The following is a 17,126-nucleotide window of genomic DNA, read 5'->3' on the forward strand; positions in this document are numbered from 1 at the left end:
GCTTCCTTCTTCCTTTCCGGTAGGGATTCACTGTCGTATCGCAACCTATTCCAGGTTGAAATGCAAGGCAGATGTTGTCACAAGTTTTTTTCCAGTAATAGCCGATAATCAGCCACTTCGCCTTTCTTTTCCAGATGAACAATCTGATAGTGATGGGCGAGCAGCATCGTCAGCATGGCGAGGAACCGGTTACGGGTTTTGACCGTCAGTTGGCGATAGCCTTGCGCCCGCGCCCAGCGCTCTTGTTCGGCCAACAAGGCCTGCGCCACGCCGTGGCGACGGAATGCCGGCAGCACGCCGCCCAGCCAGCTGTAAAACACCGTTTCCTGCCGTTGATAACCGAGTTTGAAACCGGCCGGCTGTCCGTCTATCTCGGCGATCAACAGGCTGGCGGGGGCGGCGCCGATACGTTGCTGCAGAACGGCCAGGCTGTGCAGGCCGCCGAATTCGGGGATGCGTTGGTAAAGGCGGTGGATTTCTTCGAGCGTGGCGGTGCGGACGATTGGGGTCATGAGCGGCCTCCAAAGGATAAGGCCGCCCAGAATAACACGACTCAGCCCGGCTGCAGGCTGCCGCTGCGCGCCGCGATGCGTTTGAGCAGCATGTTCAGCAACACGCCGTACATCGGCAGGAAGAACAGCAGGCAGATCATCACCTTGAAGCTGTAATCCACCAGCGCGATCTCCACCCAGTTGTTGGCCATGAAGGGATCGCTGCTCTTATAGAAGGCGATGAAGAAGAACGCCAGCGTATCGCTGATGTTGCCGAGGAACATCGCCGCCGCCGGCGCCACCCACCAGGCGCTGCGTTGACGCAGGCGGTTGAAGACGTGTACGTCGAGGATCTGGCCGAGCACATAGGCCATAAAGCTGGCCACCGCGATGCGCGCCACGAACAGGTTAAAACTGCTCAGCGCGGCGAAGCCCTGCCATTCTCCCTGATAGGTGACGGTGGAGATCACGTAGGAGATGAACAGCGCCGGCACCATCACCGCCAGGATGATGCGCCGCGCCAGCGGCGCGCCGAAGATGCGCACGGTCAGATCGGTCGCCAGGAAGATAAACGGGAAGGTAAAGGCGCCCCAGGTGGTATGGAAGCCGAAAACGCTGATCGGCAGCTGCACCAGGTAGTTGCTGGAGGTAATGATGGCGATATGAAACAGCGAAAGCCAGACCAACGCCGTGAAGCGCTGCTGTGCGGTAAACGAATACATACTTGTAGCCTTTTTAGCAGTGGGGTGAGGGAACCCAGTGTGTCTTGTCAAAACAGCAAAAAACGCTGCGCGGCGGCATGATACGCGTTTGCGCAACCAATGCAATGGTTAAATTTAACGCAAACGTTAACGCATCTTGCGCAGAAAAACTACCGGCGTAAACTAGGCGCTAATGAGATGCGGCGAGCGTTCGCCGATCGTTTTTGAACGAGAAAAATTGCATGACTGACTTATTTGCCCAGGCAGACCAGACGCTCGACGCGCTGGGGCTGCGTTGCCCGGAACCGGTGATGATGGTGCGCAAAACCGTGCGCCATATGGACAACGGTGAAACGCTGCTGATTATCGCCGACGATCCGGCCACTACCCGCGATATCCCGGGGTTCTGCCGCTTTATGGAGCACACGCTGGTGGCGCAGGAGACCGAGCAGGCGCCATACCGTTATCTGTTACGTAAAGGCGTCTAACGGCGGCGCGGCCGAGTTAAAAGTTCCCTCCCCCAAATGACAACGGGCGCGGTATGCCGCGCCCGTGTTTGTTTCAGAGCTTAGGTGCGCTTTCTCAACAGCCGCAGCGCGTTGGCGGTGACCAGCGCGGTGGCGCCGGAGTCCGCCAGCACTGCCAGCCACAGCCCGGTTAACCCCAGCAGGCTGGTGATCAGAAAGACCCCTTTCAATCCCAGCGCGATGGTGATGTTTTGCCGGATATTGGCGTGTGTGGCGCGCGAGATGCGGATCATTTCCGCGACGCCCACCAGCCGGTTGTGGGTCAGGGCGGCGTCGGCGGTCTCCAGCGCCACGTCGGTGCCGCTGCCCATGGCGATGCCGATGTTGGAGGCTTTCATCGCCGGGGCGTCGTTGATGCCGTCGCCGATCATCGCCGTCGGGCGCAGTTCGTTCAGCTCGGTAACCGCAGCGACCTTATCTTCCGGCAACAGACCGGCGCGATAGTCGAGGCCCAGCTCGCCGGCGATCGCAGCGGCGGCGCGCGGGTTGTCCCCGGTCAGCATCACGCCGCGAATACCCAGCGCGTTCAGTTCGGCTATCGCCTGTTTGGCGTCGCTGCGCAGCGTATCGCGCAGCGCCAGCAAGCCGATGGGCGCGCCGTCGGCCAGCACCACCACCGCCGTTTTACCGGCGTTTTCCAGCTTGTCTACCTGGCTCTGCCATTGGGTGGCGAGCAGGCCCGGCGCCAGCTTGCCCGGCGCGCTGATCAGCACGGTCTTGCCGTCCACGATCCCTTCCACACCGACGCCGGCCAGCGCGCGGCGCGCCTGCGCCAGCGGCAGCTCGGCCCCGCTGGCGGCGGCGCGGCTAATGATCGCTTGCGCCAGCGGGTGATGTGAACCGGCCTCTACCGCGGCGGCAAGCTGCAACAGCCGTTGTTCGGTGAGCGCGCCGATGGGCAGCACGTCGGTGACCGTCGGCTTGCCTTCGGTCAGGGTGCCGGTTTTATCGAAGGCGATGGTTTGAATCTGGCCCAGTTGCTCCAGCGCCGCACCGCCTTTAATCAGCGCGCCGCGCCGCGTGGCGGCCGCCAGCCCAGATGTGATGGCCGCCGGCGTCGAGATCACCAGCGCGCATGGACAGCCGATCAGCAGCAGCGTCAGGCCGCGATAGATCCAGGTCTCCCACGGCTGCGAGAACAGCAGCGGCGGCACCAGGATCACCGCGACGGCCAGCAGCATGATGGCCGGGGTGTAGTAGCGGCTGAAGCGATCGAGGAAGCGTTCGATCGGTGCGCGGCGCTCTTCGGCCTCTTCAATCAATTGCAGAATGCGGTCGATGGCGTTTTTGCCGGGCTCTGAGATCACCTTCATCTGTGCCGCCTGATCGACGGACAGGCTGCCGGCGGCCACTTTTTCCCCCTGTTGACGCTCGACCGGCACCGATTCGCCGGTCAGGGCGCTTTCGTCGAAGCTGGCGAACGGATTGAGCAGCTCGGCGTCGGCCGGCAGACGCCCGCCGGGCGCGATTTCAATCACGTCGCCGGGGCGCAGGCTGGCGACCGGCACGCGTTTGCGTTCCGTGCCTTGCAGCAGCAGAGCATCTTCCGGCACCAGCTCCATCAGCGCCTTCACCCCGCGCCGCGCACGGTTGGCGGCGTAGGATTCCAGCAGCTCGCCAACCATAAACAGCAGCAGCACCATCGCCGCCTCGGCGGTGGCGCCAATGAACAGCGCGCCGATGGCCGCCACGCTCATCAGCGTTTCGATGGCGAACGGCGTGCCGGAGCGAATCAGACGCAGCGCCTTGGCGGCGACCGGCGCCAACCCGACCAGCGTGGTGGCGATAAAGGCGATGCGACCCAGCTCCGGGTTAATCCGATCCAGCACCCAGCTGACCACCATCAGGGTGGTTAACAACAGCAGCGGCGCAAATTCGCCGAAGCGCGAGGCTTTTGGCGCGGCATCTTTGGCGGTCTGAGCGCCGAGCAGGGTAAAACCGGCCTGGGCGACCGCGTCCTGGATCCGCAGGCTGATATCGGACTGTGCGTCGACCACCAGTTTTTCGGTGGCGAACAATACGCGTGCGCTGTCAACGCCGGGGAGCGCGGTGACGGCATTTTCGATTTTCTTGGCGCAGCTGGGGCAGTCCATACCGGTGACTTTCCAGCTGAAACGTTGGCTGCCGGAAGGGGGAGCGGCGGCCAGCCTGTCGCTTTCCTCGTCCGGATCGTCGTGGGCGGCGGCGCAGCAGCCGCTCTCGCCATGATCGTGATGGTGATGGGCGTGTTCGGTCTGCGCAGCGGCGTTTTTCGGCTCGCTGCTGCAGCCATGCTGGGTTTTGCTGTGGCTGTGGTTGCAGCCGCATCCGCCTTCGGCGTGGTGATGTTCCTGATGATTATGATTTTGCTGATTGTGCATAACGTCCCCCTTCGGGCAGTTAACCGGGTTTGCTCAGCTGACTCTACACCCTGGAGTCCACTCCAGAGTCAAGCGCCGGATGAGAATTATTGCTAACGGCGTTCGGGCGTTATGGGGGGATTCATTCAATAATGAATAATGCGAATTTCAATCTATTGCTTTTTCTTATTACCTATTTCGAGAAAAAGTCTCGCCGCCGTTAGTTTAAATAAGAAAATAATATTCCTATAGAAACTAAAAAGTCGCCCGGTCTAATAATAAAGAGTTATTTATCTATAACGCGTTAGCGAAATTTATCTTTTGGCGCCTAATTAGCCAGCATGATTCGCTTGTGTCTGCAAGCCGCATTGCTATTGAAGTTTGGTGCCAACTTCTCATCTCTAAGTTTCATTTGTTTTGTAAATAAGCGAAAAAAGTAGCATAACAAACTTTCGTTGCGATAATAAATGGTTGATTATTTTATGTGCAGTTTTGCGGTCCTGCCTATAATTGGAATCGATTACCATTTTTAATGGTGATCTTATTTGCTGATATATATGCATTAATTCTACCAAACACACTGCCGGCAACGGCGCATAAGCCCCTTCCAGCAAGCTTAAGGTTCATTAATCGTGGCTTACGGGGAGGTTATGTTTATCTGTCTGATTGATATCAATCAGGTAATGAGTGGAATCGAACCAATGCAATCTACTAAAAAGGCAATTGAAATTACTGAATCCAACTTCGCGGCCGCCACAACCGGCTACGATGCTGTAGACGACCTGTTGCATTATCATGAGCGGGGCAACGGGATTCAGATTAATGGCAAGGATTCATTTTCTAACGAGCAAGCTGGGCTGTTTATTACCCGTGAGAACCAAACCTGGAACGGTTACAAGGTATTTGGCCAGCCGGTCAAATTAACCTTCTCCTTCCCGGACTATAAGTTCTCTTCCACCAACGTCGCCGGCGACACCGGGCTGAGCAAGTTCAGCGCGGAACAGCAGCAGCAGGCTAAGCTGTCGCTGCAGTCCTGGGCCGACGTCGCCAATATCACCTTTACCGAAGTGGCGGCCGGACAAAAGGCCAACATCACCTTCGGTAACTACAGCCAGGATCGTCCCGGCCACTATGATTACGGCACCCAGGCCTACGCCTTCCTGCCGAACACCATTTGGCAGGGGCAGGATCTGGGGGGCCAGACCTGGTACAACGTCAACCAGTCCAACGTGAAGCATCCGGCGACCGAAGACTACGGCCGCCAGACGTTCACCCATGAGATTGGCCATGCGCTGGGTCTGAGCCACCCGGGCGATTACAACGCCGGTGAAGGCAACCCGACCTATCGCGACGTCACTTATGCGGAAGACACCCGCCAGTTCAGCCTGATGAGCTACTGGAGCGAAACCAACACCGGTGGTGATAACGGCGGTCATTACGCCGCAGCTCCGCTGCTGGATGACATTGCCGCCATTCAACATCTGTATGGCGCCAACCTGTCGACCCGCACCGGCGACACCGTGTACGGTTTTAACTCCAACACCGGTCGTGACTTCCTCAGCACCACCAGCAACGCGCAAAAACTGATCTTTGCGGTGTGGGATGCGGGCGGCAACGATACCTTCGACTTCTCCGGTTATACCGCTAACCAGCGCATCAACCTGAACGAGAAGTCGTTCTCCGACGTGGGCGGCCTGAAAGGCAACGTCTCGATCGCCGCCGGTGTGACCATCGAGAACGCCATTGGCGGTTCCGGCAACGACGTGATCGTCGGCAACGCGGCCAATAACGTGCTGAAAGGCGGCGCGGGTAACGACGTGCTGTTCGGCGGCGGCGGGGCGGATGAGCTGTGGGGCGGTGCCGGTAAAGACATCTTCGTGTTCTCTGCCGCCAGCGATTCCGCGCCGGGCGCTTCAGACTGGATCCGCGACTTCCAGAAAGGGATCGACAAGATTGATCTGTCGTTCTTCAACAAAGAGGCGCAGAGCAGCGATTTCATTCACTTCGTCGATCACTTCAGCGGCGCGGCGGGTGAAGCGCTGCTGAGCTACAACGCGTCCAACAACGTGACCGATTTGTCGGTGAACATCGGTGGTCATCAGGCGCCGGACTTCCTGGTGAAAATCGTCGGTCAGGTAGACGTCGCCACTGACTTTATCGTGTAACGCAGCAACGGAGCGCCCGGCGCAGTCTCGGCCGGGCGTGATGTGGGAGCCGGTATGAAAGGTACTTTAACGCGCGCCGCCCTGGCGGCGGGAGGCATGATGGTGACGAGTGCGGTGATGGCCGGCAGCCTGGCGCTGCCGACCGCGCAGTCGCTGGCGGGGCAATGGCAGGTAGCCGACAGCGAACGGCAATGCCAAATCGAGTTTCTGGCCAATGAGCAAAGCGAGACCAACGGCTACCAACTGGTGGATCGGCAGCGTTGTCTGCAAAGCGTATTTGCGGCCGAGGTGGTGGGCTGGCGCCCGGCGCCGGACGGCATCGCCCTGCTGCAGGCGGATGGCAGCACGCTGGCGTTCTTCTCGCGCGACGGCGATCTGTACCGCAATCAACTGGGTGCGGGTGATGCCCTGACGTTGAAAGCGCTGGCTTGATGAAGAAACGGGTTCGGCGCGCCGAACCCGCGGCAGGTCTCTACAGGTAGAGCGAACGCACGATCAGGAAGTGGCCGGAAAAGTAACAGAAAGCGACGATGGCGTCCGCTGCGCGGAAGGTGAAGCGGTAGCGGTTGATCAGCCAAACCACGTTGGCCAGCAGCAATAGCGAGGTGCCGGTCAGCAGCGAGAAGCCGAAATCGGTGCTGCGCAGGAAATATTGCTCGCCCGCCAGCCAGACCATCAGCAGCGTCATCGCCACGTAGGTGACGATCGGCCAGCGCATCTCTTCCAGCCGAGTCCAAAGGGCGGCCAGCAGCAATGCGCCGATCGCCAGCAGCGCCAGCGGCAGCGGCCAGAACAGACTGAACGTCATCTGGCTGGCGAAACTCAGGGTGTACAGCAAGTGGGACAGGAAAAAGGCGCCGATGGCGTACAGCACCCGCTCGCGCGGCAACAGAAGCAGCGCATCGCCGATCAGCGTTGCCAGCAGGCCGAGTACGATCAGATAACCCGCGGCGCTGAGCACCGGTGCCTGCCAGGCCAACAGCAACAGCAGCAGCAGCGTGACGGGTTTGAACACCCAACGCTGCCAGCGCGGCCCACGGTAAGAGGCGTCGACGAACAGCCAACCGGAAAAGAATACGGCAAGGAACGGCCAACTCATTTATGTCTTCCTTATGTAGGAGGGAGCCGCAACCACCGGCTCCAAACTGTCACCCATGTCACTTCTTCATTTCAGTGTAGGTAGCCTGCCGACGATCGACAATGCTTTCTTGAGAATGCTATGTTTACGCCGATTTGACCGTGAAGGAAATGGGAAACCGATGAGTAAGCCACCGTTATTTTTTGTCGCCGTCATTGCGTTGATCGCCGTGCTGGCCACGCAACGTTACTTCAAACAGCGCCAACAGGAGGCGGAAAACGATCGCGCGCCGATGCGCAGTCTGCAGGTGACGGTGAGCGACAAACGCGTGGTGCCGGTCGCCAAGACCCGTGCGCCGCAGCGCGAGCCGTTGGTCAATGAACCGATGTATTACGAGGTGGTGTTCAGCCCTAACCAGGGCGGTGAAAACATTACGCTGCGGCTGAAGCAATGGCAGTACAACCCGATAGAAAAAGGCGCGCAGGGCACGTTAAACATGCAGGGCACGCGCTTCGTCTCGTTCACCGTTCAGCCGTAGCGGTCACTTTTTCTTGATGGGCGGCTGTTTCTTTTGCCAGGCCAGCAGCTCGAACACGCCAAAGATAAAGATCTTGGCCTCTTGCCAGTAGCTGATCGGCTGATCCTTCGGCTGGGTGGATTTCAACAGCACCAGCTGCAGGCCGTGCATCACCACCATAAAGAACAGCGCCACGTCGATGAAATACTTCAGCGGCTTGGGAAACGGATGGAACAGGTTAGAGAGCAGGAAGCCCCATACGCACAGCATCAGCAGGCGGCCCAGATTAATCAGCATGGTCGGTTTTCTCTTGCGAACGAAGATAAAGGCGATAAGCCACCTGGCCGGCGACCTTCTCCCGGTGCAACTGCCAGCTGGCAGGCACGTCCGCCGCGGCGCTTTCCGCCTCGGCTTCTACATAGATCCAGGCCTCGTCGGCCAGCCAGCCCCGCTGCTCCAGCAACAAGACGGTCTCCGCCAGCAGGCCTTTGCGAAACGGCGGATCGAGGAACACCACGTCGAACGGTTGACCGTCGCCCGCCAGCCAGCTCAGCGCGTTGGTGTTGATAACCACCCCTTTGCCCTGCAGCAGCGCCAGATTTTTTTCCAGCTGCTGCGCCACCGGCCGCTCGAATTCCAACAGCGTGGCGCTGCCGGCATAGCGCGACAGCGCTTCCAGCCCTAATGCGCCGCTGCCGGCGAAGCAGTCCAGGCAGCGCGCGCCCTGAATCACCGGCGCCAGCCAGTTGAACAGGGTTTCGCGTACCCGATCGGTCGTGGGGCGCAGCCCCGGGCTGTTCGGCACCGGGAGCTTACGGCCGCGCCATTGGCCGCCGATGATGCGGATCTGTCCGGCTGCGGCCTGGGGCGGTTTTTTGGCCGCCGCCCGTGGCGAGAGTCTTGTCATAAGCGTTGTTTGATTTCTTTTGCGGCGCGGGGCCGCAGAGGTTAATGAAAAGTTGTCCCTATTCTACCGGTGACGGGCGTCGGGGGGAACGGTAAAACTTTGTTGTCTGATTTCACACCGGAAAGCATGCCGGATGCGTGTTGCTGCGCGAGGGAAAGTGATAGACTCGGCGGATTATTGTCAGCATATATCCTTCAGGTATGTAGGGTAAGCGAGCCTTCGGTACGGAGTAGAGTCATAACATGGCAAAAGATAAGAAACGTGGGTTTTTCTCCTGGCTGGGCTTTGGCCAGAAGGAAAAGGAAGAAGAGCAACAGCAACCTGAGCAGCCGGTAGAGCAGGCGGAAGCTCAGGCCGCGGAGACGCCGGCTGCACCGGCCGCCGCCAAGCTGGACGACAAGCTCCCCGCCCAGGAATCTGAACCTGCCGCCTCCGTCGACACCCCGGGAGAGTGGGATAACGGTCAGGCCGGCGAGCAAATCGCGGAAAATTTGCCGGCGGCGGCTGAACAGCCGGCGGCGCAAGCGCTGGCCGAAGAGATCGTCAGCGTCACCGAACAGGCGGCGGCGCAACAGCAACCGGTCGTTGAACCTGAGCCGGTCGTCGAGCCTGAGCCGGTCGTTGAGCCTGAGCCGGTCGTTGAGCCTGAGCCGGTCGTTGAACCTGAGCCGGTCGTCGAGCCTGAGCCGGTCGTTGAGCCTGAGCCGGTCGTCGAGCCTGAGCCGGTGGTTGAACCCGAGCCGGTCGTCGAGCCTGAGCCGGTCGTTGAACCTGAGCCGGTCGTCGAGCCTGTGTCGGTCGTTGAACCTGAATCCGTGCCGGAAGTGGAAGAAGAACCGCTTGAGCCGGTGGTGCCGGCCGCGGCGCAAGAACAGGAAAGACCGACCAAAGAAGGCTTCTTCGCCCGCCTGAAGCGCAGCCTGCTGAAGACCAAACAAAACCTCGGCTCCGGCTTTATGGGGCTGTTCCGCGGTAAAAAGATCGACGACGATCTGTTCGACGAGCTGGAAGAACAGTTGCTGATCGCTGACGTCGGCGTGGATACCACGCGCAAAATCATCACCTCCCTAACCCAGCACGCCAGCCGCAAGCAGCTGAAAGACGCCGAAGCGCTGTACGGCAAGCTGAAGGAGGAAATGTCCGAAATTCTGGCCAAGGTCGATCAGCCGCTGGATGTCAGCGGGAAAACCCCGTATGTCATCTTGATGGTCGGCGTGAACGGTGTGGGTAAAACCACCACCATCGGCAAGCTGGCGCGTCAATTCCAGGCGGAAGGCAAGTCGGTGATGCTGGCGGCGGGGGATACCTTCCGCGCTGCCGCGGTGGAGCAGCTGCAGGTGTGGGGTGAACGCAACCGCATTCCGGTGGTGGCGCAGCATACCGGCGCGGATTCCGCTTCGGTGATCTTCGATGCGGTGCAGGCCGCCAAGGCGCGCGGCATTGATGTGTTGATCGCCGATACCGCCGGCCGTCTGCAGAACAAATCGCACCTGATGGAAGAGCTGAAGAAGATCGTCCGCGTCATGAAAAAACTGGACGACCAGGCCCCCCATGAGGTTATGCTGACGCTCGATGCCAGCACCGGCCAGAATGCGGTCAGTCAGGCGAAATTATTTAATGAGGCCGTGGGCTTAACCGGCATCACGCTGACTAAACTGGACGGTACCGCCAAGGGCGGGGTGATCTTCGCCATCGCCGATCAGTTCGGTATCCCGATCCGCTATATCGGCGTCGGGGAAGGCATCGAAGATTTGCGGCCCTTTAAGGCTGACGATTTTATTGAGGCACTTTTTGCCCGAGAGGATTAATACGGATGATTCGCTTTGAACAGGTCAGTAAAGCTTATCTGGGCGGACGGCAAGCGCTGCAGGGGGTTGATTTCCATCTGCGCCCGGCGGAGATGGCGTTTCTGACCGGCCATTCCGGCGCGGGGAAAAGTACCCTGCTGAAACTGATTTGCGGTATCGAACGGCCCAGCGCCGGCCACATCTGGTTTGGCGGTCACGACATCAGTCGCTTGAAAAACCGCGAGGTGCCGTTCCTGCGTCGGCAGATCGGCATGATCTTCCAGGATCACCACCTGCTGCTGGATCGCACGGTGTATGACAACGTGGCGATGCCGCTGATCATCGCCGGCGCCAGCACCGAAGATATCCGCCGCCGCGTTTCCGCCGCGCTGGACAAGGTCGGTTTGCTGGATAAAGCGAAAAACTTCCCGATTCAGCTGTCCGGCGGTGAGCAGCAGCGCGTGGGCATCGCCCGTGCGGTGGTGAACAAGCCGGCGGTGCTGCTGGCGGATGAACCGACCGGTAACCTGGATGATGCGCTGTCAGAAGGCATTCTGCGCCTGTTTGAAGAATTCAACCGCGTCGGCGTGACCGTACTGATGGCGACGCACGACACCGGGCTTATCGCCCGCCGCAATTACCGCATCCTGACGCTGAGCCAGGGCCGCATGCAAGGGGGCGCTCACCATGGCCAATAACGCAAAAACCGCCAAGAGCAAGGCGCTGCGCGGCGGCTGGCGCGAGCAGTGGCGTTACGCCTGGATGAACGCCATCAAAGACATGCTGCGTCAGCCGTTGGCGACGCTGCTGACGGTGATGGTGATCGCCATTTCCCTGACGCTGCCGAGCGTGTGCTACATCGTGTGGAAAAACGTCAGCACCGCGGCTAGCCAGTGGTACCCGACGCCGCAGCTGACCGTTTATCTGGATAAATCGCTCGATGACGACGCCGCGCTGAAAGTGCTCGACGCCATCAAGGCGGAAGCCGGCGTGGAGAAGGTCAATTACCTGTCGCGTGAAGAAGCGCGCGGCGAGTTCCGCAACTGGTCGGGCTTTGGCGGCGCGCTGGACATGCTGGAAGAGAACCCGCTGCCGGCGGTGGCGATCGTCACGCCGAAGATGAGCTTCCAGAGTTCGGATACCCTCAACACCCTGCGCGATCGCGTAGCGGCGGTGCAGGGCGTGGAAGAAGTGCGTATGGATGACAGCTGGTTTGCCCGCCTGGCGGCGCTGACCGGGCTGGCGGGTCAGATCGCGGCGATCATCGGCGTGCTGATGATCGTGGCGGTGTTCCTGGTGATCGGCAACAGTGTGCGTCTGAGCATCTTCAGCCGCCGCGACACCATTAACGTGATGAAGCTGATCGGTGCCACCGACGGCTTTATTCTGCGGCCGTTCCTCAACGGCGGGGCGATGCTGGGTTTTGCCGGCGCGCTGCTGTCGCTGGTGTTGTCCGGTGCGCTGGTGTGGCAGCTGGAGTCGGTGGTCGCCGGGGTGGCCAAGGTATTCGGCACCACCTTCACCTTGCACGGGCTGGGCTGGGATGAGGCGCTGCTGCTGCTGATCATCTCCGCGATGATCGGCTGGATCGCCGCCTGGCTGGCGACGGTGCAACATTTACGCCGATTTACACCACAGTAAGATTTTTTTGGTATACTCTTCTCCTGCTGCTTTTGATCGCGTTGCGGGAGAAGAGTGACCTCAAGCGAAGTCAGCACCATCCCTCTCTTCTTAGCGCACAAATTCCCTATCGGCCTGCACCCTCGTCACGTATTGTCAGCAACAATGCTTGCAAAAAAGGGTGAACTTTTAGGGCGGAGTACGGTCAAAAATTGCAGCAAATGTTAAGGTGCCCGGCGTGTGGAACCGCTTTTGCTTCAGCAACTGCCGTAGAATCAATCATTTCCCCGCTGTAATAATCACCTGCATGATTTTGTATTCTCATAGAGAGGGTTTGAATGACCAAAGAAATGCAAACTTTAGCCTTAGTACCCCAAGGTAGCTTGGAAGCCTATATCCGGGCAGCCAACGCCTATCCGATGCTGACGGCAGAGGAAGAGCGGGAGCTGGCTGAACGGCTGCATTATCAGGGCGATCTGGATGCCGCTAAGCAGCTCATCCTGTCTCACCTGCGCTTTGTCGCTCATATTGCCCGCAACTATTCAGGCTATGGTCTGCCGCAGGCGGATCTGATTCAGGAAGGCAACATCGGCCTGATGAAAGCCGTTCGCCGCTTCAACCCGGAAGTCGGCGTGCGTCTGGTTTCCTTTGCGGTGCATTGGATTAAGGCGGAAATCCACGAGTACGTATTGCGCAACTGGCGCATCGTGAAAGTGGCGACCACCAAAGCGCAGCGCAAGCTGTTCTTTAACCTGCGCAAAACCAAACAGCGTTTGGGCTGGTTCAACCAGGACGAAGTGGAACTGGTGGCCCGTGAGCTGGGCGTCACCAGCAAAGACGTGCGCGAGATGGAATCGCGCATGGCGGCGCAGGACATGACGTTCGATCCGACTCCGGACGACGAGGCCCGCGATGGCCAGTCGATGGCGCCGGTGCTGTACCTGCAGGACAAGAGCTCGGACTTCGCCGAAGGCATCGAGGAAGATAACTGGGAAAGCAACGCCGCAGACAAACTGGCCTATGCGCTGGAAGGTCTCGACGAACGCAGCCAGCATATCATCCGCGCCCGTTGGCTGGATGACGACAATAAGTCGACACTGCAGGAGCTGGCCGATCAGTACGGCGTTTCCGCCGAACGCGTGCGCCAGCTGGAAAAGAACGCCATGAAGAAACTGAAAATGGCGATCGAAGCCTGAGTCGATGCGAGATTCGATAAAAAAAGCCCGGCAAGCCGGGCTTTTTAGTGCCTGAAATTCGGCGTTATGGCGCCACGGTGGCGAAGTCCGGCGCCGGGCAGTCGTAGCCGAATTTCGCCGCCCACGGATAACGGGTGCCGGTGTTGATATAGCGCTGATAAAGCGCCCGGCCGGTTTTGGCATCGCGTTTGATAACCCAGCTGGCGGCGTTACACAGCACGGCGGCATAGGCCTGGCTCTTCGGCGGCAGCAGATCGGCCGCCTGTTGCGCCAGCCCCACCGCCTGCCAGCGATAGTGCAGGAAACGGTTGTCTTCCTCCGGTAGCGCCGCCTTGGCGCGCGCCGCTTCGGCGCTGTCGATCCAGCTTTTATGCTTCAGTTCGCGGGTATCGAACGCATCCCCCAGATAGGAATAGCCGGCGCCATAGATGGCGTAATCCGGCGTCATCTCATAGCCGGTGAACTCCAGCCCCTGGGCGCGCAGCAGGTTGGCGGCGCGATAGTAAGCCTGCGCGCGCGCCAGCGGCGCAGCGGATTTGTCCTTGGCGGCCTTCAGCTCGTCGGCGAACTGCTGCGCCGCTTGCCGGTAGTTGGGGATATCGAAGTAGGCCAGCGCCTCCGGCGCTCGCCCGGCGCGCATCAGCCGCCGCGCCAGCAGTTCGCGCAGCTGCACCTCCGGCGTGATCTGCTGGCCGCCGTAATCGTCCGGATTAACCGGCTTGAGCGGCGTCGTCGGCGCCGGGGCGTGCTTATCGACAAAGCCTTTCAACTCATCGACGGTCAGCACCCGTTCCGCCACGTCGGCCACGTCGGCCCAGTAGAGCGCTTTGCCGCGATACAGCAGGTCCATCGCCTGCAGATAGTCGCCTCGGTTCAGCGCCAGGATGGCCTGTTCGCCGGCCACCCGGCACTCGGGCACGATGGTTTCCGCGACGAAGTCGGCGTTGCGCTGTTCACCCCAGCTTTCGTCGGCGGGGAACGCGCTTGCCGCCTTGGCGTAGGCGGCGGTGGCGGCTTTCACGTCACCGTCGCGCAGCGCCATTTTGGCGCGCAGCCACCACGCCAGGCCGCTGTCGCCGGCGTTTTTCAGCAGGCTGGCCGCCATCGGGTACTGCCCCGAACGGTAAGCCAGCGCCGCCAGCCGATCGCTGCCGGCGAAGCCGCTTTTCACTGAGCCGTCCAGCAGCGTCAGGATCTGGTTGATGATTTGCGCGGAGCGGCCGTTGCCGTCGGTATCCGCCATTTGCAGGTTGCCGCTGCGGGCGAACAGTTCAATGGTCACCAGCTGCTGGATCAACGGATCGCCGATAATCTGTTTCAGCGTGTCCAAATGGTCGGGGTTGACCAGGAAGCTGGAGACGTACTGCAGCGACTGCCCGCCGCTCGGATCGCCCTGCGCCGCCTGTTGCGCGTACAGATGGGCGGCGGGGGCGACGTCACCCAGCCACAGGTGGATGCGCGCCTGCTGCCCAAGGCTGCTCAACGCCAACTGATCGGGATCGGCGGCGCCGCTTTTCACCCGGTCGATCACCTGCTGGAATGCCGTCAGCGCCTGTTCAAGCGCGGCTTTTGGCGGGTGCTCGGCGGCGGGGGCCGCTTCACCGGATTCGTTCACCGGCGTCCCGTGGTCAGCCATCAGTACGCGGCCAAGCGAATACTGCGCCCGCAGTCCCCAGTCGCCCTGCTCGGCGGCCGGTAGCTTCAGCACCTGCTGAAAATAGTCTGCGGCGCGCGGATCGTGGCTGGCGAAAGCCACGGCGCCCAGTTGATAGAGACGCGCGGCGTTGGACAACCCCTGCGTATTGACGGCGTCAGCCTCTTCCACCGTTTTGGCGGCGCGCATTTTGCCTATCGCTATCGTTTCCGGCGATTGCGGCATCGGTTTCGGCGGCATCGGCGGCGGCGGGGCTTGCCAGTGCGGCAACTGTTTATCCATCGGCACCAGCCGGCCGGCTTCGAAGGCGAAATTGCCTTCCGGCATATACAGCAGGGTGCCGTTGCGATCGATCAGCAGCCGGTTAGGAAAATCCGGGCCGCAGGCATAGCCGCCCAGCGGCAGTGCGGCGCCGATCAGTATGGCCAGCGGAAGAAGGCGGCGGGTGTTCCGTGCCGCGCGCGAATCAAGGTGTGACAAGGGTGCCTCCTGGCGTCAGTTGTTGGCAGCGCAGCCAGCCCAGTGGCCGGGATTGCCCGGCTCGCAGCTGGTCGCTGCTGATGCGAATAAAGCGTTGCCGTTGCGGTGCGGATTCCAGCCGGTAGTTGCCGACCGCGTCCGCCGCCAGGCAGTCGTCGGCGCGGATGACCACCTCTTGCGGCAGCGGGGCGTCCACCGGCCCGTTGTTGTGAATTATCAGATCATACAGCCCGTTTTGCTGCGGCTGAGGCCTAAATTTTACCTGCCAGTCTACATTCAGCGGCCGCCGTTCGATCACCGCTCGCAGCGTGGCGAGCGACCAGGCGCGCCGATCGTCCGCCAGCGGCAGTCGGAACCAAATCACGCCGCGCAGCCGGGGCGGCGTTTGCTGCGCCAGCGTTTGCAGAAAATCGGCGATCTGCTGCGGCGCGACCGTCAGTTCTCGGCCGTTGCCGGCCACGCGCAGTGAGGATTCGCTCTCCACCTGCGCGCCCTGCACATCAAACCCCAGCAGCGCCATGCCATAGGCCGGCAGCGCGACGCGAAACGGTTTCGGTGTGACGGCGGCGTACTGCCGCACCCAGCGCAGCGCCAGCGGGCCGTCAAACAGCCCCTGCTGCGGTGAGAGCACCGCATGCACTTGCAGAACGGAACTGTCGGCCTGTTGCAGTACGCCGGGCAAGTTGGGCGAGCCGATCCAGGCCGGCAGGGCGGTGATGCCGAGTTGCAAAGCGGCGGGCAGCCGTTGGCGCAGCCGCTGCAGAAAACGTTGGTAATCCGGCAGGCGAGCCGTGGCGGCGTCATGATCGATCTCGACGCCGGTGACGGGCAGCCCGGCCGCCTGCCAGCGCTGGGTGATCGCCAGCAGACGCTGGATAATGGCTTCTTGGTCCAGCTGCGGCAGCTGGCCGTCGAGGCGCGCTACCAGCCAGAGCGGGCGGCCGTCCCGCTTCAGCAGGCTGAGATCGGCCGGGATTTCCCGCCAGCCTTCACGCGGATGCACCTGCAACGCCAGCACCCGCAGCCCGGCGAACAGATCGCGGCTGCGCGCCAGCGCATCGGCGTGCTGCGGCGTCCAAACCCGCTGCCAGACATAAACCTGCTGATCCCAGCCTGAGGCCAGGCGCAGCGCCTGCTGGCGCCCGGCGAACCAAGCCGCCAACCCCAGCGCAATCAAGACCAGCGCCGCCAGCCGGCGTTTCATTTTTGCCAGAGATCGCCCTGCGGCGCGAAGCCGCAGGCGCGCATGAAGTTATCGACTTCCCCACGTTCGCGCGGCGCCAGACCGGCGGTCGACAGCTGCCAATGGGCGACCTGCGGCAGCTGACGCTGTGCATCTTGCACCAGGTAAAGACCGACGCCGCGGCGGCGCGTCACTTCGCGTACCAGCAGATCCTGCAGTTCGGCGCGGTCGTCCTGCAGCGCAATTTTCACCGCGCCCAGCAGACGCTCGTTGAAGCGGGCGGCGAACAGCGCCTTGCCGCCGCTCAGCCAGCTCTGCCACTGTTCCGGCTGCTGGTGCGGCCAAATTTTACCGAGGTCGATAAGGTCTTGCGGGGACAGCGCGGTCAGGCGCTCGATGGTCAGTTTCATGCAGAATTTCCGCGCAGCTAAATGATGCCGACAGTGTAATAGATCTTGTGCAGAGCGTTGTGTAAGTTTTT

General features: G+C 61.0%; 17 protein-coding genes. 8 read left to right on the forward strand and 9 right to left on the reverse strand.

The features are described from left to right. Positions 1–77: 77 nt before the first annotated feature. Entirely contained in the window at positions 78–512 is a 435-nt protein-coding gene (locus ACMGG9_RS24515; protein ID WP_129993499.1) for a GNAT family N-acetyltransferase, read from the reverse strand. 41 nt (positions 513–553) lie between these two features. Beyond that, entirely contained in the window at positions 554–1,213 is a 660-nt protein-coding gene (locus ACMGG9_RS24520) for a 7-cyano-7-deazaguanine/7-aminomethyl-7-deazaguanine transporter (protein WP_033652423.1), read from the reverse strand. 221 nt (positions 1,214–1,434) lie between these two features. Between ACMGG9_RS24520 and tusA the strand changes: the two genes are divergently transcribed. Then, positions 1,435–1,680, forward strand: a complete 246-nt coding sequence (gene tusA, locus ACMGG9_RS24525) for a sulfurtransferase TusA (protein ID WP_025304890.1) — start codon at positions 1,435–1,437, stop codon at positions 1,678–1,680. A gap of 80 nt (positions 1,681–1,760) precedes the next feature. Here tusA and ACMGG9_RS24530 read toward each other — a convergent pair whose 3' ends face one another. After that, on the reverse strand, positions 1,761–4,079 hold the full coding sequence (locus ACMGG9_RS24530; protein WP_414161789.1) for a zinc/cadmium/mercury/lead-transporting ATPase: 2,319 nt from the start codon (positions 4,077–4,079) through the stop codon (positions 1,761–1,763). 680 nt (positions 4,080–4,759) lie between these two features. On the opposite strand from ACMGG9_RS24530, the gene ACMGG9_RS24535 reads away from it, so the two are divergent. Both ACMGG9_RS24535 and ACMGG9_RS24540 read left to right on the forward strand, forming a co-directional pair. Continuing rightward, a complete protein-coding gene (locus ACMGG9_RS24535; RefSeq protein ID WP_033652421.1) occupies positions 4,760–6,223 on the forward strand; it encodes a serralysin family metalloprotease in 1,464 nt (487 codons plus the stop codon). A 54-nt stretch (positions 6,224–6,277) separates the two neighbouring features. Next, positions 6,278–6,655 carry an AprI/Inh family metalloprotease inhibitor gene (locus ACMGG9_RS24540; RefSeq protein WP_025304893.1) on the forward strand — a complete coding sequence of 126 codons (378 nt, stop codon included), beginning with the start codon at positions 6,278–6,280 and terminating at the stop codon, positions 6,653–6,655. A 40-nt stretch (positions 6,656–6,695) separates the two neighbouring features. On the opposite strand, the gene ACMGG9_RS24545 is transcribed toward ACMGG9_RS24540, so the two are convergent. After that, entirely contained in the window at positions 6,696–7,322 is a 627-nt protein-coding gene (locus tag ACMGG9_RS24545; protein ID WP_089192360.1) for a lysoplasmalogenase, read from the reverse strand. 160 nt (positions 7,323–7,482) lie between these two features. Between ACMGG9_RS24545 and ACMGG9_RS24550 the strand changes: the two genes are divergently transcribed. Continuing rightward, positions 7,483–7,839, forward strand: coding sequence for a DUF2500 domain-containing protein (locus tag ACMGG9_RS24550; RefSeq protein WP_414161790.1), 357 nt, complete (start codon positions 7,483–7,485; stop codon positions 7,837–7,839). A gap of 3 nt (positions 7,840–7,842) precedes the next feature. Here ACMGG9_RS24550 and ACMGG9_RS24555 read toward each other — a convergent pair whose 3' ends face one another. Further along, positions 7,843–8,115 (reverse strand): DUF1145 family protein, encoded by a 273-nt coding sequence (locus ACMGG9_RS24555; protein ID WP_004934327.1) that lies wholly within the window; start codon positions 8,113–8,115, stop codon positions 7,843–7,845. Beyond that, entirely contained in the window at positions 8,105–8,725 is a 621-nt protein-coding gene (rsmD, locus tag ACMGG9_RS24560) for a 16S rRNA (guanine(966)-N(2))-methyltransferase (protein ID WP_042783457.1), read from the reverse strand. Before rsmD ends, ACMGG9_RS24555 begins: the two co-directional genes overlap by 11 nt. A gap of 242 nt (positions 8,726–8,967) precedes the next feature. Between rsmD and ftsY the strand changes: the two genes are divergently transcribed. The 4 genes from ftsY (at position 8,968) to rpoH (ending at position 13,328) form a co-directional block, all read left to right on the forward strand. Next, positions 8,968–10,533, forward strand: a complete 1,566-nt coding sequence (gene ftsY, locus ACMGG9_RS24565; protein ID WP_414161791.1) for a signal recognition particle-docking protein FtsY — start codon at positions 8,968–8,970, stop codon at positions 10,531–10,533. A 5-nt stretch (positions 10,534–10,538) separates the two neighbouring features. Beyond that, positions 10,539–11,210, forward strand: a complete 672-nt coding sequence (gene ftsE, locus ACMGG9_RS24570; RefSeq protein WP_004934337.1) for a cell division ATP-binding protein FtsE — start codon at positions 10,539–10,541, stop codon at positions 11,208–11,210. Beyond that, positions 11,200–12,153, forward strand: a complete 954-nt coding sequence (ftsX, locus tag ACMGG9_RS24575; RefSeq protein ID WP_033636680.1) for a permease-like cell division protein FtsX — start codon at positions 11,200–11,202, stop codon at positions 12,151–12,153. Before ftsE ends, ftsX begins: the two co-directional genes overlap by 11 nt. Before the next feature lie 317 nt (positions 12,154–12,470). Continuing rightward, positions 12,471–13,328, forward strand: coding sequence for an RNA polymerase sigma factor RpoH (gene rpoH, locus ACMGG9_RS24580; RefSeq protein ID WP_004934345.1), 858 nt, complete (start codon positions 12,471–12,473; stop codon positions 13,326–13,328). A gap of 64 nt (positions 13,329–13,392) precedes the next feature. Here rpoH and ACMGG9_RS24585 read toward each other — a convergent pair whose 3' ends face one another. From ACMGG9_RS24585 to panM, 3 genes are read right to left on the reverse strand one after another with little or no spacing between them, the layout of a single operon-like run. Beyond that, positions 13,393–15,462 carry a hypothetical protein gene (locus ACMGG9_RS24585; protein ID WP_414161792.1) on the reverse strand — a complete coding sequence of 690 codons (2,070 nt, stop codon included), beginning with the start codon at positions 15,460–15,462 and terminating at the stop codon, positions 13,393–13,395. After that, the gene (locus tag ACMGG9_RS24590) at positions 15,449–16,666 is read right to left on the reverse strand and encodes a DUF3142 domain-containing protein (RefSeq protein ID WP_414161793.1); all 1,218 of its coding nucleotides are present in this window, start codon (positions 16,664–16,666) and stop codon (positions 15,449–15,451) included. Before ACMGG9_RS24590 ends, ACMGG9_RS24585 begins: the two co-directional genes overlap by 14 nt. Then, positions 16,663–17,055: an aspartate 1-decarboxylase autocleavage activator PanM gene (gene panM, locus ACMGG9_RS24595; protein WP_004934355.1), complete on the reverse strand. Its 393-nt coding sequence runs from the start codon at positions 17,053–17,055 to the stop codon at positions 16,663–16,665. The genes ACMGG9_RS24590 and panM overlap by 4 nt, the downstream gene beginning before the upstream one ends. Positions 17,056–17,126 lie beyond the last annotated feature (71 nt).

The sequence above is a fragment of the Serratia sp. BNK-10 genome (assembly GCF_047456065.1).
In the GTDB taxonomy this organism is placed as follows: Bacteria; Pseudomonadota; Gammaproteobacteria; order Enterobacterales; family Enterobacteriaceae; genus Serratia; species Serratia ureilytica.